The sequence below is a fragment of the Rhizobium sp. PL01 genome (assembly GCF_033447125.1).
In the GTDB taxonomy this organism is placed as follows: domain Bacteria; phylum Pseudomonadota; class Alphaproteobacteria; order Rhizobiales; family Rhizobiaceae; genus Pararhizobium.
The window spans coordinates 1-16,396 of the sequence record NZ_JAWQUM010000013.1; the positions used below are offsets into that span (position 1 = coordinate 1).

13 protein-coding genes and 3 pseudogenes are annotated in these 16,396 nt (G+C 54.6%); 8 read left to right on the plus strand and 8 right to left on the minus strand.

The window, feature by feature from the left end; all coding sequences use genetic code 11:
- Positions 1 to 254: 254 nt before the first annotated feature.
- Positions 255 to 648 (minus strand): annotated as a pseudogene (locus R6X40_RS25710) (transposase domain-containing protein); the annotation flags it as partial.
- A 265-nt stretch (positions 649 to 913) separates the two neighbouring features.
- Between R6X40_RS25710 and R6X40_RS25715 the strand changes: the two are divergent.
- The 3 genes from R6X40_RS25715 (at position 914) to R6X40_RS25730 (ending at position 5,855) form a co-directional block, all read left to right on the plus strand.
- Positions 914 to 1,138, plus strand: coding sequence for a hypothetical protein (locus tag R6X40_RS25715; RefSeq protein ID WP_318417350.1), 225 nt, complete (start codon positions 914 to 916; stop codon positions 1,136 to 1,138).
- A gap of 1,272 nt (positions 1,139 to 2,410) precedes the next feature.
- Positions 2,411 to 4,309, plus strand: coding sequence for a potassium transporter Kup (locus R6X40_RS25720; RefSeq protein ID WP_412178466.1), 1,899 nt, complete (start codon positions 2,411 to 2,413; stop codon positions 4,307 to 4,309).
- A gap of 268 nt (positions 4,310 to 4,577) precedes the next feature.
- On the plus strand, positions 4,578 to 5,855 hold the full coding sequence (locus R6X40_RS25730; RefSeq protein WP_318417641.1) for a sodium:proton antiporter: 1,278 nt from the start codon (positions 4,578 to 4,580) through the stop codon (positions 5,853 to 5,855).
- 48 nt (positions 5,856 to 5,903) lie between these two features.
- Here R6X40_RS25730 and R6X40_RS25735 read toward each other — a convergent pair whose 3' ends face one another.
- Positions 5,904 to 7,169: a DUF2254 domain-containing protein gene (locus R6X40_RS25735; protein WP_318417354.1), complete on the minus strand. Its 1,266-nt coding sequence runs from the start codon at positions 7,167 to 7,169 to the stop codon at positions 5,904 to 5,906.
- Between the two features lie 123 nt (positions 7,170 to 7,292).
- Between R6X40_RS25735 and R6X40_RS25740 the strand changes: the two genes are divergently transcribed.
- Together R6X40_RS25740 and R6X40_RS25745 are read left to right on the plus strand one after the other, a co-directional pair.
- Positions 7,293 to 7,529 carry a hypothetical protein gene (locus tag R6X40_RS25740; protein ID WP_318417356.1) on the plus strand — a complete coding sequence of 79 codons (237 nt, stop codon included), beginning with the start codon at positions 7,293 to 7,295 and terminating at the stop codon, positions 7,527 to 7,529.
- Between the two features lie 120 nt (positions 7,530 to 7,649).
- On the plus strand, positions 7,650 to 8,681 hold the full coding sequence (locus R6X40_RS25745; RefSeq protein ID WP_318417359.1) for an IS110 family transposase: 1,032 nt from the start codon (positions 7,650 to 7,652) through the stop codon (positions 8,679 to 8,681).
- Between the two features lie 498 nt (positions 8,682 to 9,179).
- On the opposite strand, the pseudogene R6X40_RS25750 reads toward R6X40_RS25745, so the two are convergent.
- A pseudogene (locus tag R6X40_RS25750) lies at positions 9,180 to 9,431 on the minus strand (cytochrome c); the annotation flags it as partial.
- 1 nt (position 9,432) lies between these two features.
- Here R6X40_RS25750 and R6X40_RS25755 point away from each other — a divergent pair.
- The 3 genes and pseudogenes from R6X40_RS25755 to R6X40_RS25765 form a co-directional block, all read left to right on the plus strand.
- A pseudogene (locus R6X40_RS25755) lies at positions 9,433 to 9,573 on the plus strand (metal-sensing transcriptional repressor); the annotation flags it as partial.
- 115 nt (positions 9,574 to 9,688) lie between these two features.
- On the plus strand, positions 9,689 to 11,272 hold the full coding sequence (locus R6X40_RS25760; protein ID WP_318417361.1) for an EAL domain-containing protein: 1,584 nt from the start codon (positions 9,689 to 9,691) through the stop codon (positions 11,270 to 11,272).
- A 563-nt stretch (positions 11,273 to 11,835) separates the two neighbouring features.
- On the plus strand, positions 11,836 to 12,903 hold the full coding sequence (locus R6X40_RS25765) for an AI-2E family transporter (protein ID WP_318417643.1): 1,068 nt from the start codon (positions 11,836 to 11,838) through the stop codon (positions 12,901 to 12,903).
- 45 nt (positions 12,904 to 12,948) lie between these two features.
- On the opposite strand, the gene R6X40_RS25770 is transcribed toward R6X40_RS25765, so the two are convergent.
- From R6X40_RS25770 to blh, 5 genes are read right to left on the minus strand one after another with little or no spacing between them, the layout of a single operon-like run.
- Positions 12,949 to 13,731: a sulfite exporter TauE/SafE family protein gene (locus tag R6X40_RS25770; protein WP_318417362.1), complete on the minus strand. Its 783-nt coding sequence runs from the start codon at positions 13,729 to 13,731 to the stop codon at positions 12,949 to 12,951.
- Complete coding sequence (locus R6X40_RS25775) at positions 13,728 to 14,159, minus strand: YeeE/YedE family protein (protein WP_318417364.1); 432 nt, start codon at positions 14,157 to 14,159, stop codon at positions 13,728 to 13,730. The genes R6X40_RS25770 and R6X40_RS25775 overlap by 4 nt, the downstream gene beginning before the upstream one ends.
- Complete coding sequence (locus R6X40_RS25780) at positions 14,156 to 14,566, minus strand: YeeE/YedE family protein (protein ID WP_318417365.1); 411 nt, start codon at positions 14,564 to 14,566, stop codon at positions 14,156 to 14,158. The genes R6X40_RS25775 and R6X40_RS25780 overlap by 4 nt, the downstream gene beginning before the upstream one ends.
- Entirely contained in the window at positions 14,563 to 14,913 is a 351-nt protein-coding gene (bigR, locus tag R6X40_RS25785) for a sulfite-sensing transcriptional repressor BigR (RefSeq protein ID WP_412178461.1), read from the minus strand. The genes R6X40_RS25780 and bigR overlap by 4 nt, the downstream gene beginning before the upstream one ends.
- The gene (gene blh, locus R6X40_RS25790; protein WP_318417367.1) at positions 14,907 to 16,202 is read right to left on the minus strand and encodes a bifunctional sulfur transferase/dioxygenase Blh; all 1,296 of its coding nucleotides are present in this window, start codon (positions 16,200 to 16,202) and stop codon (positions 14,907 to 14,909) included. Before blh ends, bigR begins: the two co-directional genes overlap by 7 nt.
- Positions 16,203 to 16,396 lie beyond the last annotated feature (194 nt).

Here is a 16,396-nt window from a genome sequence, read left to right on the forward strand (position 1 = left end):
AACGATCGCCTTGAAGAGCTGCTGCCGTGGCGGTGGGCGCTGGCAAAAATCCCGCAGGTGGTCATCCGCCAAGCCTAATCTACGCGCCCACTTCAGTAAAAAATGACTTCGCCGTACGCTTACAAATCGCCGCAGTCACATCCCTGGCTCGTGCGCCATCAGCCAACATTGCAACGTGATCTCGACCGGCGGTCGATTCCCGCCAACGCAATGTCTCGCGCGCCCATGTTCACGATCCGGAGTGAGCCGCATCAGGTGCAGCTCGAAGGAGCGTCAACGACCAGCCGTTGGCGTGGCAAGCGTTCCGGAAACGGTTTGCGGACTGGACGACGACGTTCGAAGGTGGAGACATTCGCGATCTTCGCTGCTACGTGTTTCGCCGCGATCTCGTCCTCGGTGGCGTCGGCTTCGAGTTCTCCGAGCTGCAGTTCTTCCTGGTCTATCGGCCGGGCGCGCGTTCCGGACACTGGGCATACTGCTCACGCCGCAGTTTGGCGATCTCCGGCATGAAAGGTCTGGTCATCGCCTCGGGGGTCATTATGGCGGCGCGCACCTGCGCAAGACCGGCCTCGGCCGAGGCGGCACGCGCTGCGACGCCGCAAGCGTGGCGCTCAATCTGGCAATCTGCGTAGCGTGGTGCCTTCGCAAAACCCTGGCGAAACCCCTGCAGGCTAACCTCAACGATCCGGGTCTCCTCTTCGTTCGCCCAATCCTGATGACGGCCAAGATCGTAGGCAGCGAGAATCTCAATGGGTTAAATGATTGTAAAACATGATAGAAACCATGGCCTTAAAGCCACCATCGAAATCGGGCACACGGCCCTTGGCGGAGGCAGACTTTCAATTGCATCGGCTTGAACATTCCGTGCGAGGAACAATTCTGCGTGACGAGACTTTTCTTTCAATGGAGACCAATGATGAATGCCGCCAGCGTGATTGATGAAACGTACAGCGTTTACAAACCGCACGATCTCGAAAAGCAATATGGTCTCAGCCCTCAGGAGGCGATCCGGATCATAAGTCAGTTTGGCGCGGATAAGAACGAAATAGATCTACTCCTTGGCCATAAAACTACCGAAGATTCCCCTTCCGTCGAGCAAGACAATCCGCCGGTGCAGGATTTTTTGTTTGATATATGATTGGTTTCACCAGAACAGCTGGTTGTAGCCAAAGTAACCAAATGATTTTAAAGTTTCCGGCATCCGTAAAGGGAACCTTGAACAAGGGCGAGTGCGATTAGCGCCGTCTTGACCTTTTATAGAGGTACAATAGCGTACCCGGAAGCCACAGAAGAAGTCCTAAAATAAACCCTGCCACTAGAAGTGGCCAAAAGAATGCCAAGAGCAGCTGCCACGATTTCTGGTAGCTTTGACTGGCGGATCCTTCGCTGAAACCTTGAACAACTGAAATCGACAGTGCTATCGCAAGCCAGATAACCACACACAATTCAATCGTCACGGATGGACCTGCAGTTCGTACTGAGCTCCCTGACTGAGGACACTGCGATCTTCTCCTGCATTGTTTCAGAACACCGATGTGATCGAAGCGTCCAATGACGCCGCCAAACTCTATCGCTTGCGGACAAAAAATACGTAGATTTTGCTTGCGCGATTAACTCCATTTTATCCCGTGTGACCAATATCTTGCCTTTTTCATCTAAGATCCATTTTAAATCTGAACGCTGGGGAATCCGCTTTACGTTTAGTGTGGCATCTCCCGCGAAGGTATAGCTGCCCTCACTTCAACGGGCAGCATCGGCCGTGATCGCTTCAGAGACCGCTGCACGAGGCGTGCCGAGACTGAACACCTAGTCTCTCCATCGGACAACCCCATTTCGTCGTTACAAAGCCTCACCGTCATATTCTGTTCCATTCACTCGTTTGGCATGCCGCACGAGTTCTTAGATCGACATCGGTCCACCCAGATATGAACGCCTTGGAACGTTGAGAGCCCGACCTGGAAGGGGGGTGACATATATTCACCTAAATGCGAACATGAACGCGAGATGAACAGAATCGCATCTCCATCGTCAATGACGAAAGGAAAAGTCCGTGTTCACGAGTTTTTTTGCCTCAGCTTACGGAACCGGAGCGCGTATGTCTGCGGCCGTTGCTTCCGTCGCATCTGCTTTAGCATACTCTTCTGATCTGGACGATTCATCGATAACAGTAAGGCAGCATGGCTCTTCCTTGGTCCTTGACGGCATCGCCCCAACACTTGAAGTGCGAGCAATCGCTCTTGAGCTCGCTCGCAGCATCGCTAACTGCCATGTACAGGACGAGGTTGTTTTATCGTCCTGAATAGGTTTCTGGGGCCAATCATATTGGTTCGCTTTCCCTCGTTTAATGCCGAGCGCTCGCAAACTGCACGCGACCGATTGTATCCGGAATTTGTCTTTGACCTCGATTCAAATGCGTACAGACGATCCGGAGGTTGAGGCTTCGCATGCCGGGTCCGGATCATTTCCTCTGCTCGTTCTGGGTGCACTTGGTGTTGTTTACGGCGATATCGGCACCAGCCCCCTCTATGCGTTTCGGGAAGCCCTGCATGCGTCGGGCCAGGTTCCAGATGCCGTCGTCGGCATCGAGGTGATGGGATTGCTGTCGCTTATCGTCTGGGCATTAACGATCGTTGTTGCAGTGAAATACATCGGGTTTGTGCTGCGAGCTGACAACAAGGGCGAAGGCGGCACGCTTTCTTTAATGACCCTTGCGCGTCAGTCTCTGGTCGGTCGACCCGTTTGGGTTCTGGTGCTTGGTATCGCCGGCGCATCACTGTTTCTTGGCGACGCCATCATCACACCGGCTATTTCAGTGCTTTCAGCGGTCGAAGGGTTAAAGATCGTCGCACCCACCCTCTCCGACTGGGTTGTCCCCATCACACTGGCGATCATCGTGGCACTGTTCATGGTCCAGCGTTTCGGTACCGGCGGCGTGGCAACCGTCTTTGGTCCGATCACCGCAATATGGTTCCTGGCACTCGGCGCATCGGGGCTTTTTCATATCGTGGAAGTACCTGGTATCCTGGCAGCATTGAACCCCTACTACGGTGCGGCCTTCCTCGCATCGCATATCGACATTTCGATCATCATCTTGGGGTCTGTCTTTCTCGCGGTGACGGGAGCGGAGGCTTTGTATGTCGATCTCGGCCACTTCGGACGCAAACCGATTGTCGTTGCCTGGTTTGTCCTCGTGTTCCCTTGCCTGCTCCTCAACTACTTTGGTCAGGGGGCATTCATTTATGCGCACCCGGAAAGCGTCGAGCACCCTTTCTTCGAAATGCAGCCGGAATGGGCACGTTTGCCAATGCTTCTTCTCGCAACCGCCGCCACGGTGATCGCCAGCCAGGCCGTCATCTCTGGAGCTTACTCGCTCATTCGCCAGGCGATGCACCTTAACCTTTTGCCGCGTTTTCATGTGCGCCATACATCCGAGACGCAGGCGGGGCAGATTTATCTGCCTCAAATCAATATGCTGCTCCTGATATCGGTGATTGTGCTTGTCGTAAATTTCAAAACATCCAGCGCCCTATCCGCTGCCTACGGAATTGCCGTCACCGGGGAAATGCTCATCACAGCTATCCTGCTATTCGTCGTCATGAGGCGAGTTTGGGAGTGGGGGCTTGTTCTGACACTTTTTATCTTGACCCCTTTGATTGTTATCGACACGGGCTTCTTCGTTGCCAATGTCGCCAAATTCGGACAGGGTGGGTGGGTGCCAGTGGTGGTCGCTCTGTTCATCGCATTTCTGATGCAGACCTGGGTGTCCGGGCGCCGTCTGCTGGCGAAAAGGACAAAGGCGGACGAGATCTCACTCGACAGCCTGATGAGCAGCCTTGCTAAAAAAGAACTGCCGACTGTGCCCGGAACAGCTGTCTTTTTGACTAGCGAAGTGGAGGGCGCACCCACAGCTCTTCTTCATAGCCTGAAGCATTACAAGGTTTTGCATGAGCAAAATGTCATTTTGAGCGTCGTTACCTCGTCATCGCCTTTCGTAAGTGATGACGAGAAGATTTTCTTCGAGAGCTTTAATCCTCAGTTCAGCCGCGCGATCATTACGTTCGGCTATATGGAAACGCCGAATATCCCGAAAGCACTAATTCTCGCCCGTAAACTTGGCTGGAAGTTCGATATCATGTCGACATCGTTCTTCCTTTCACGACGGACGCTCATACCGTCGGCCAAAGGTGGCATGCCATTTTGGCAGGATCGCGTGTTTATCGCACTGGCAGACAATGCCAGCAACGCGACCGAATACTTCAAGCTACCGACAGGCCGCGTGGTCGAATTAGGAATACAGAACACAATATAACAAAGCCGTCCAGTCCCCACTAGGGTTTGCTCACCTGACCGACCGTATCGGCAACATAAGCGCCTCGTTCACCAATGGGTTGAGGAGAGCCAATCGTTGAATCCCGCATCGTTTGGCGTTCGAGCTCAGAGTTGATCTCCGCCCGGCGCCAGAGCCATTGCTTTGCGGGTCAACGTTCCTTCAATATGGCTTCAGTAGTATTTTGTTGAAACTGATAGTCCATGGCGCTGGAACCGTTCAGTTCGGCCTGTTCAGAAGGACCGCGACACTGCTCTCCATATTCGAATTATCAGCCGTTCTCCTGAGCTTGTCGGCCATCCTGGGATGGATCAACCACAAATTTTTGCCCATGCCGCACACTATTGGTCTGCTGGTCATGAGCGTTGCTGCTTCACTGATACTCGTGGCGATCGATGCTACGGTCCCTGAACGGCATCTCTTCGATGCCCTGACAAGCGCGCTACTTCAGATCGATTTCAGCGCCGTTGTCATGGATGGAATGTTGGCCTTCCTGCTGTTTGCCGGATCGCTTCACGTCGATCTTGGTAAACTTCGGGAGCGTGCACTGCCCGTCGGAATTCTTGCGACGTTCGGTACGATCATGTCAACGATCATTGTGGGTAGCGGATTTTGGTTCGTTGCCGGGCTTTTCGGTCAGCCAATATCACTTGCGTGGTCAATGGTGTTTGACGCGCTCATCAGCCCGACTGATCCCGTTGCGGTGCTCAGTACGCTGAAGAACGTTAAGGTGCCATCAAGCCTCGAGGTTGAGATGCAGGGCGAATCCCTTTTCAATGACGGGATCGGTATCGTTCTGTTCACGATCATGCTCTTGTTTGCCTCCGGCAATACTGGCGAACAGACCACCGTATCCGCCATTTTCGAACTGTTGCTCGTCGAAGCAGGCGGCGGAATTGTTCTGGGTATCATAACAGGGGTGATCGCATACTGGGCGATGCGGCTGATAGACGACTACGCCGTCGAAGTTCTGATAACGTTGGCGCTTGTCACCGCAACCTATGCAATTGCTCAGAGACTTCACGTCAGCGGGCCGCTCGCTGTTGTTTGCGCAGGTTTGTTGATCGGCTACCATGGCCCGCGCAAAGCCATGACAGATAGAACGCAAACCTATGTCTTTGGCCTCTGGACACTGATCGACGAAATCCTGAACTCGGTACTGTTTTTATTGATCGGTCTGGAAGTCATTGTCCTGCGGTTCGATGTTACTGCGTTGATGTGTGCGGCGGTGGCTATCCCGATCGTCATCCTTGCCAGATCGATTGCCATATGGCTCCCCACCTTGGTTCCATGGTCAGACAGCCTGATGTCGAAGAAGAACATCCCCTTTTTAACATGGGCAGGAATTCGTGGCGGCATATCGGTGGCGTTGGCACTTTCCATACCGGACAGTGAAGCCAAACCAGCAATTCTTGCAGCCACTTACGCCGTTGTTCTGTTCAGCATTATCGTGCAGGGATCGACACTGGGACTGGTCGCAAGGAAGACTGTCTTGAGAGACGAGAAATCAAAGGTCGCTGATCCATAGGACTGAGCAGTGGCATATCGCTCACCGGAGGGAACGCGGGCTTCTCGTTCAGTTTGAGCCTACAGCATCCGCAGATTTCTTGATGCGCTCCTTGTCACCCTCGAATACGAGGGCGAGCTCAGAGCGGCGTAAAGCCTCGATGGAGTGCCGCATCGCGTTCTCCCGATATCGACCATCGTCAAATTTGGCCAGCGTTTCGAATGTCTTCTGCAGCCGCACACCAACCTCAACGATACCTGCGCCATCCCGCGCGATAGGTGTGAAGAGATCGTCGAACAGGTCTGCAAAGTCTAGCGGCGGCACGTAGACGTTCGGGTAGAGGATTTCGTTTTCGACTTCCGGATCGACGGGTTCCAACCAGACAGCAAGGACCCGCATCGCCCGTGTGATGACATCAATGGCCGTTCCCGGGTCATTGACTGCAGGCGACAGTGCACGCGATGCGATTTCTGCCAGGACAGATGAACCAAAGCGCGGGTCCTGATCGAACGAGCGTGTATCACCGATAGAGAAACAACTCCGAATTCTCTCTTCCTGATCTTTCCCTTGTAATCCATCAAACCACGCGACGGGTTCCGTGGGATCGATAAGTTGACCTGGTATGGCACCGACGAAGACACGGCCATTGTCTGACTTGGCGATCCCGGATAGCGCACCAGTATCGAGATGTTGCACATACCCAATTCTGGCCATGAAGATTGGACGGGCGGTCGCGGGAACATCGGATGCAACGTTCATCAACGCCTGACAACCAAGATAGGGTCTCTCGCGGCGTGAGCGCATTGCGGTGACGGTGACGTTTTCCACGCGCTCGGTCGTTTCCGTAACGCGGCCAAGGCGTGAAAGATGATCAATCCATCGCAACAATGTCACGACGATGAGAACTATGACTGCGATCGTCACCACGAAAAGAACAACCCGGCCGCTTTCTCCGTAAGCTCCGGTACTCAACGCTATGATGCCAACGAGGCTGAAAAGAAACGAACCCACGAAAGTCGCCAGCACATTTTGTGTGGTGCTGTCTTCCATGACCAGTTTCGTCGCTCGGGGCGTCACATTGCTTGTCGCCGCAGAGTAGGCTGAAACCATGGTGCTGAGCGAAAAGGTTGTCACCGTCAGCATGCTGGAGGCGATGATACCCAAAATATTGTCGACGGCATCAGCACCGATTTTCGTGGGGAGGTCGCTTGGGATATAGGGCCTAATGAGAATTGCCACCAAAGCAGTAGCAATCGCCAAAACCGAAAACAAAGATGCTCGGAACCAGATCCGGCGTGCCATCTGGGAGAAAAGCCATATCCAACGCGAAGTCATTACGTTCATTCTCCGATGCAACCAGTTCACGTAAAGGGCTGGTAGAAGGAACGATATTGCATCAGTCGCCGCAGAATTGCCAATGTGAACACGTTAGCCTTGGAGCTTTGAAAGGCCCATGGCGTGACCTTCGAAGTCATCACCGCCGACCTGACGGATGCTAGACAAATGCAATCGGTTGCAAACCGCCTCCAAACCGAGCCCGCCATCAACATACTGGTCAACAATGCCCGGGCTCAGTTCAGCGGCGGCTTTTCCCATGCCGACCTATCGCTCTCGAAAGTGGCAGAGCGAGCTCGTCGTTGGTCAGTGGGGGAAATTTCTGTAGCTGACGTTGGTCACGCCTTGAACATGGGGTAATCGCGGCGCGATGGCCCCAGGCCAAATATAAATGATGTCTGGTAAGGGTGGTTGCCCCCGATAAGATGGAAATACGGGCTCACGATTGGCACCGGGCCCAAATATCAAATGGAGGCAACCATGGTCGAATATATCGGACTGGACGTTTCATTAAAAGAGACCGCGATCTCGATCCGAAAGGACGGGAAGCGAATATGGCGGGGCAAGTGTCCTTCCGATCCAAAGCTTTTGGCACAGATGATCCACAAACACGCCCCGCACGCCAAGCGCGTTGTATTCGAGACAGGACCGTTGTCGACATGGTTCTACCATGCGCTAACGGCCGAAGGGGTTCCAGCAATCTGCATCGAAGCGCGGCACGCGCAAAAGGTCTTGGACGAGACGCTCAACAAGACCGACGCCAATGACGCGGATGGCTTGGCCCATTTGGCCGAAGCCGGCTTCTACAAAGCGGTCCGGGTAAAGGCTTTCGATAGCATGCTGACACGCACGCTGGTGGCAGCTCGCAATCGGCTCCTGAGCATCTCAACCCAGCTTGGCAACCAGATCCGCGGCCTGATGAGGACATTTGGTCTCATTGTCCCGAAAGGGAGGGGGCGGATATTTGATGGGAACGTGAGGCAATTCCTGGACGGAAATGACGGCCTGGCAAAAATCATATTGCCTCTGCTGGAAGCGTGGCGCGACATACGCAAGCGCGCAGCCGATCTTGATCACCAGTTGCTCGCAGCGGCGCGGCAAAGCCAAGCCACTAGGCTTTTGATGACGGTTCCGGGGGTCGGCGCCGTCACGGCCGTCTCGTATGTCGCAGCGATCGAAGATCCAGAAAACTTCAAAACGTCGCGCTCGGTTGGCGCCTGGCTCGGGTTGACAACACGGCGGTATCAGTCAGGTGATGTCGATTATGATGGACATATCTCGCGACGAGGCGACAACCATTTGCGCGGGCTGCTTTATGAAGCAGCGACGGTGCTCCTCACAAGAACCAGTGCCAGGAACGAGAGCAGTCTTCGGAGCTGGGGGCTTAAGCTGCGTGAGCGATTGGGCTTCAAGCGCGCCGCAGTGGCAGTCGCCCGAAAACTCGCTGTCATCATGCATAGCATGCTCAAAGCAGGAAAAGTGTTCAACGCATTGGCTGGCGCTACCGCCTAAGCGAAGAAACAGCCTTCTCACCTCAGCGCTCAAAATCCGATTTGAGGCACTGAGCGTCCGTGACGCGGACGTGGGTTGGGTCATTCCGTTATTTCCGTCGCAGCTCGCTTGAGACTGCGCCTTGAACATAGGAAGACCCTGCGAAAACCCACTATGCGGCGACCATGTGTCGACCGCGGAGACAACGCTGCTCCCGGCACTGGATAGCTCTGAAGAAAACATCGTCGCTGAGGCCTGAACCAACTGATCAATTTAAGCCGTGTTACGTTCTGCAACACGGCAACAATGCCGACTGCCAAAAGCACCTTGACTCAGGCGTTGCGATTAGACAACGGAAACGAACCTCCGACCGCTGACGGTTGTTTTGCTATTGTAACAAAAATAGCCAAAAATATCAGTCACTTGGATTGACTTAGTTCGATAGGCATATTTATGGAACTTTGCTCGGCGCCGTCAGATCTCATTATTTGGAGGGTGGCGGCAGCGGTCGCACTACTGCTACTTGGCCTCGTTTCGGAACTTCTCGTGGCACGAGGCGCAAGTTTGAAGCATCATGTGGAAAGCATATTCTGCGGGCATTGATGCTGCATTTCTCGCTGCATCGACCTTGCTTGCGAGCGGTCGGCCTCCTATAGCGTCTCCCGTTTGCATCCGCGCTCCGGGGCCGAGCGTGTCGGGATTTCGGCCCGCTGCAACAGACAGCGCGGACGCGTAGATGCCAAGATCGTTTGCCAACTTGTCGAACTGTTGGCCCTGTGTCGACTTGGCCCGGCAGCTTCATGCGGTCGAAAAGGCCATCAACAATGCCAAGCGCACCCTGATCCAGAATCATCTCGATCACTACCTGGAAGACGCGGTCGGGCCGCTCGGCGTAGACCGCTCGGAGCGCCTCTCGTGGTCTCTTTTTAAACAAAAAATCAAGACATCGCTCTCTAAATTAAGCCGGTCTATTGTAACAGTACCTGAAATCCACCCTGAGGGAGCGAACCCTGACAAAAGTTGTTCCCTTGGCTAAGTTGAAAGATGCTCTGCGCCAAAGCCGTTTCGAACCCGCGTTTCAGCCGCTTGTTGATCTATCGAGCGGGGCGGTCGTCGGTTTCGAGGTACTAGCGCGATGGGTCGATCCTATGGTACCCGGGATAGGACCCGCCCATTTCATACCGGCTGCCGAACAGCACGGCCTGATCGGACCGCTTACCCGGCAAATTCTTAGTAAGGGATGCACTGAGGCTCTTCAATTCCCGGGTAAACCGATCCTTGCATTCAATCTCTCCCCGATCCAGTTTCGCGATCCTGATCTTTTCGATTTCGTGATCGCGATAATAGAGCCGACTGGATTTCCGATGCAACGCGTGCACATCGAGATGACCGAGAGTGCTTTGATCGGCGATGATGGTGTCGCCCTGACGACCGTCCAACGATTCAAATCCGTGGGAATAGGCGTCGCACTGGACGATTTTGGGACAGGATTTGCTAGCCTCACCAGACTCCATGCATTTCCGTTTGAGACGCTCAAGATCGATGCCAGTTTCGTCCGGGCTATGGAAACAGACTCTGGCAGTCGTAAGATCGTGGCATCCGTCATCGGGCTCGGCCAGAGTTTAGGAATGACGATTGTCGCAGAGGGTGTGGAAACCGAGCGTCAAGCCACCATCCTCAGACGCCTTGGATGTGACATCGCCCAAGGCTGGCTATTTGGCAAACCAGCGCCCGCACAGGAAATCGTGAAATCGTTTCCGTTCAGCTCTGGAGGCATGCCGAAGAAATTGACAGGCGTTTCGCCCCTGCAGCGATTCCATCAATTGGAAGCGTTGTACAAAGATGCGCCGATCGCCCTCGGATTCGCAGGTCTCGATCTCAGATACGTCAGCGTTAACGACCGACTTACGCAAATACTCGGCCTGCCGGCCGCCGAGATCGTTGGCCATTCTATAACGGAGAGATTACCCGCGCGTCATAAGATAGCTCTGACACGCCTGCTTCAGCGCATCATAGACGGGCAGACAATTCGATCTCACGAATTTAGCGACAGAGCATCGCATCATTCCTATCTTGTCTCGTGCCAACACGTTTGCGATGATGTGGGCGATACCATTGGATTATCAATCACTGCTATCGACATTACGCAACGCAAAGCGGCAGAAGTGGCACTGAAGGCCGACGAGGAACACTTCCGTCGTAGCGTTGAGCTTAGCCCTAACGTGGCATGGGCTGCGAAGCCATCAGGCGAAGTGGACTACATGAGTCCGGCGCTCGGACTTGGCGAGGCAACCACGATGGCTGACAGAATTTCCGACTGGTATGGGCGCATGCATGAACAAGATATGGCGAGGGTAAGGCAGGAGTGGCTTGCATGGCTCCCGACACAACAGCCGTTTTCAACCGAGTTCCGGATAAAATGGAATGACGGCGAGTGGCGTTGGGTGTTGAGCCGGGCGAATCCCTTTTTCAATTCGAGGGGCCAATTGGAGCGATGGTACGGTGTCATCAGCGATATCAGCGACCAAAAGTTCCTAGAGGCGAAGGTGGTGGGAATGGCAAGCTTAACCCAGGACGTTGCCGGGGCAGAGGTCCTGAAGTTATTTCGCTGACATTGCAGCAGCGCTCCGGTCCCTTTCGACTGAATTTTCATCAGCATGCTTGTGCGTCCGCTCCCATTATTATGCTAGTCGTCTCCATTTCCATGTTCAGCAACGACATAGCGCCTTTCCGGCGAAATACCGGTTTGTGCTTTGATACTCTGGAAACGCGCTGAGCTGTGTGCCTGCTCGAGGTCAAGTTTTTCACATCCCATCAGAAAGACATTCGTCAGCTCGATTGAGAACCGAAACGCCAATTACGGATGTGTTGCCCGCGTCAATCCCAAAGAAAGTGCTTTTCACTCGGAGATACGCCAGTGCGAGTGCGTGCGTCATGACGATCTTGCTTCAATACTCCGTCCCTCGCCGTGTTATGATCACCGTTCGGGCGGTGTTCGCTTTGCCGCTGAAGGCCGCAGCTTGCCGGGCGCAGTGTCAAATTCGCTCATCAACCTCATCGAGTAGCAACCGTTTACCCGTGCGATGGGGTTGCCACGATGACCATGCGCCCGATACTTGATGACAATGGAGTCGTTCACCGCGTGAAAGAGACTCGCACAGTTAACAAGGCAGTCATGTCCATTCAAAGAACGAGCTTTTACGTACTTCTGGCCTTGGTGACGATTGCGTTCATCTGGCTTCTCCTGCCCTACTACACCGCTATACTCTGGGCCGTTATTTTGGCGATCATCTTCTTTCCAATCTACAAACGACTTGAAAGATTCTTGCGGGGGCGCAGCGGCATCGCCGCCTTGCTGACCGTCTTGTTGTGCATTTGTCTCGTCATAATGCCGGCCCTGCTCATCCTCGGGTCGCTCATTCAAGAAGGAACGAGCCTCTATCAACGGATTAGCAACAACGAAGTCGACCTCAATGCCTATCTAGCGCGCTTGCAGGAGGCACTGCCCTCATTTATCGACAATTGGTTGAACTCGCTAAAGCTTGGCGGCTTTGCCGAACTGCGTGCGAGGGTGTCCGCCGGCGTCATGGAAGCCGGCCAATCGATCGCCGGGGGCGTCCTAAGCTTTGGACAAAACACGCTTCATTTTCTTATCAGCCTAGGCGTGATGCTTTATCTGCTGTTCTTTCTCTTCAGGGATGGTGCAACAATCGGTCGGACGATCCGACACACCATCCCGCTCAGCGACGATTATACACGGCAGTTCCTGGACAAATTTGCGGCTGTGGTGCGCGCCACCGTAAAGGGGAACATCATCATCGCCTTGGTGCAGGGTACGATCGGCGGGATCGCATTCTGGGCTCTTGGCATAGAAGCAGCACTGTTGTGGGGCGTTATCATGACCTTCCTTTCCATGTTGCCCGCAGTTGGGGCGGCGCTCGTATGGGGTCCGGCAGCGATCTGGCTATTTTTAGTGGGCTTTTGGGTAAAAGGGCTGATCATGGTCGCCGTTGGCGTGCTCGTAATCGGGCTGATCGACAACCTCCTGCGTCCGCCGCTCGTCGGCCAAGGTACGCGACTGCCGGATTACGTAGTGCTCATTTCGACGGTCGGAGGCATCTCGCTGTTCGGGATCAGTGGGTTCGTGATTGGCCCTCTTATTGCAGCCCTCTTTATCTCCGCATGGTCGCTTTTCACGCAGCAGCAGCACGACAAGGCATCGGAACCGACGCACAAGCCCTGATTGAGTAGTAACAATGGGATATCGAATAATTCTACCGCATTATACTTAAGGATCTGTAATTCCGATCGCGCTCCGATAGAGGACATACGAGGCGACGACAAAGATCAACCCAGCAAACAGGCGGTTCAGCAAGCCCCTGTAAACACTCAGTCGCGTGGACAGCATCATGCCGAACACGCCGCCAATTATTCCGCCCCCTACGAATTCTGCCGCAAGTACCCAGTCCACAAGACCCGAAGCTGCATAGTTGATAGCCGTCGCCAACCCAAACGCGCCCACCGACAGAAGTGAGGATCCGACTGCACTGATCATGGGCATGCCCGTGGCAAGGATAAGGCCCGGGACAATCAGGAAACCACCGCCGATCCCGAAGAAGCCTGACGCAGCGCCAGATGCCAACGCAACGCCTGCTGTCATCAGACACATTTTGCCGTCAACCGGACGTGGCGTTGCTATGAATGTTTTTTTGGGCCGCAGCATCAATCCACCCACCAGCACCATGGCAATACCGAACAAGAAGAGCAGCTTATCTCCGTCCATTGACTTGCCGAGCATCGATCCAAGGAGTGCGCCGATCACACCAAGGACCGAGAAGACGATCGCGCAGCGCCACCAGATATGACCCTTGGCTGCATGGATACCGAAGTTCGCGAATGCATTGACAGAGACAGCAAGTGCTCCTGTTCCAATAGCAACATGCGGCTCGGCAACGCCGACGACATAGAGCAGCAGTGGCGTGGCGAGGATCGATCCACCTCCCCCGAGAAGGCCAAGCATGAAACCAACGATGCTGCCAGAACCGACTGCGGAAATGATCGAATAGGTCACGAACCGCTCCTCCGGACGCGGTCATGCAGCGTCATGCCGGCCAACATCGCAATCACAAAGACGAACGATTCTGAGAGACCAACCGACAAGGACGCGATCGCCGGGCCGGGACAAAAGCCGCCAAGGCCCCAGCCGATGCCGAATAGCGCTGAACCCATAATGAGCGGCGTGTCGATTTTGCTGCTTGAGGGTATATGGAAGCTATCATCCAGCACAGGACGTTTCATACGGTACATGATGCGCACCCCGACGGACGCAACAAGAACGGCGCCGCCAAGGACGAACGCGAGACTGGGGTCCCAGACACCGAAGATATCAAGGAACCCTTGGACACGCGCCGGGTTCAGCATCCCTGAAAGCGCGAGGCCAAAGCCGAACACTGTTCCGGAGGCCAGGGAAGCAGCGATCTGAAGGAGGTTGCGCTTCATTGTCCCATTCCTTTCAACAATGTTACAGCGATCACACCCGTCGTGAGGAATGTTGCAACGGCAACCATCGAACGGGGTGAAAGACGGGCGAGCCCGAGAACGCCGTGACCACTTGTGCAACCCGACCCCATCCGCGATCCGAAGCCGACAAGCAGACCAGCTATGATGATCAGAGGCCAGCCTGCGGAAATCTCGACTTCCGGCCAACTCCCTACGACAGAAAGGTATGCGGCCGGACCGAGAATAAGCCCAAGAACGAAAGCGACGTTCGTTGCGACCCCCACCCCTTGGATGAGACGCCCGATTATTCCACTAATCCCTGCGATACGACCGTTGAGAAGCAGAAGCATGACAGCCGAAAGGCCAATTAGTGTTCCACCGATGAGTGATGCAACATACGGGGTCATTGTTCGCCCTCCTCCTTGCAAAAAATCGTGTAGAGAGCGCCAACAAGCTGGGCGGCCTTCTCCTCGGTCAAGCGATAGAAAATCTGTTTTCCCTCACGGCGGGTTGTGACGATATCTGCCTTCCGCAAAACGGTCAGTTGCTGGGACAGATGAGGCTGGCGAAGATCAATCTTCTCTTCCAGTTCGCTCACGGAATGCTCACGCTCCACAAGTGTGCACACAAGCATCAGACGGGCGGGATGGGCGAGCGTCTTGAGGAGATCTGCCACCTGGGCTGCGCGAGATGCCATATCCTGCGGTGACATCGATGGTGGTATTGATATGCTTCGATCCGAGGTCATCACCATGTGGCCCCTCCAAGAGCATCGAGTGGGAATTTGAGATAGCGCTTACCGTTCGCCTCGGGCTCGGGCAGCCGTCCGCCACGAACGTTGACCTGCAGGGCATGCAGGATCAGCTTCGGCATGGGGAGTGTCTTGTCCCGGGCGTGGCGCAGTTTGAGGAACTTCTCCTCTGACATCCCGGCGATGTGGATGTTGTTCTGCTTCTGCTCGCCTACGTTGCTCTCCCACCGAGGCGCACGTCCGGCAGGCTGGTAGTCATGCCCGGTGAAGGTCCGCGTCTCATCGGGGAGTGACAGAATGTCCTGGATGGATCTCCATAACATGCGCGCGTCGCCACCCGGAAAATCGGCCCGTGCCGTGCCACTGTCAGGCATAAACAGCGAGTCGTGCACGAATGCGGCATCCCCAATCAGGTAGGTGATTGACGCCAGCGTATGGCCGGGCGAGAACATAACCTTTGCATCAATAGAACCAATCTTGAATGAGTCTCCGTGTGCGAAAAGCTTGTCCCATTGCGATCCGTTTGTCTCAAAGTCCGGCCAATTGTAGATACCCTTCCAAAGTATTTGGACATCAACGACCTTTTCACCGATGGCGGTTGATGCACCGGTTTTCTCTTTCAGATATTGGGCCGCTGAAAAATGGTCGGCATGGGGATGAGTGTCGAGGATCCACTCGACCGTCAGCTTGTTCTCCCTGATATAGCCGAGGATGATGTCAGCGTTTTTGGTCGCCGTCGAACCGGCTTTTTCGTCGAAATCGCGAACTGGGTCGATAATGGCGCACTTGCCCGTTTCCGGATCGGACACCACGTACTGAATGCTCCAGGTGCGCTCGTCGAAGAAGCCCTTCACGACCGGCCGGCGAGCGTAATGCGTGCTCAGCCAGTTGGTGGCGGCCGACATGTCGATGGCGTGCTGCAAGCCGAACGCGTTTAGATCCTCACGCCTCATCCGCCCGTCGAGAACCTCGCCCATGACGTAGAGTAGCAATGCGCGGGTGCCGGATTTGCAGTGAGCGATAACCGGCCCGGTCGATTCATCCATGGCGCGCTGGAATGCCCGAACATCCGCTTCGGTGATCGTCGCAACTGTGACAGGCACGAATGCGTAAATCAGATCGGCGCGCTGTGCAGCCTCTTCCTCGGCTGCCGTTCCGGGTTGCGACTGTTCCTCACCTTCCGGGCGGGCATTGATCAACGTTGCGAAGCCCTGCTTTGCCAGGAAGTGGAAGTCAGTGGTTTCGGGTTGCGGCATTACTGAAAGTTTGTCGTTGATCTTCGTTATTGTCATGGCGGACGTCCTCAGATATCATCATTATAGATTTAGATATAATATATAATGAGAGGGTTTCAAGTTCTAAGGTGCCGACAATTTGCCGCCGGGATCCATTCTGTAATCTGCGGTGGCTGACCTCGGAATGAATCCCGAAAATGGTCTCCACCAAGGGATTATCACGACGCAGGTAGCAATAGCGTATTGAAGGC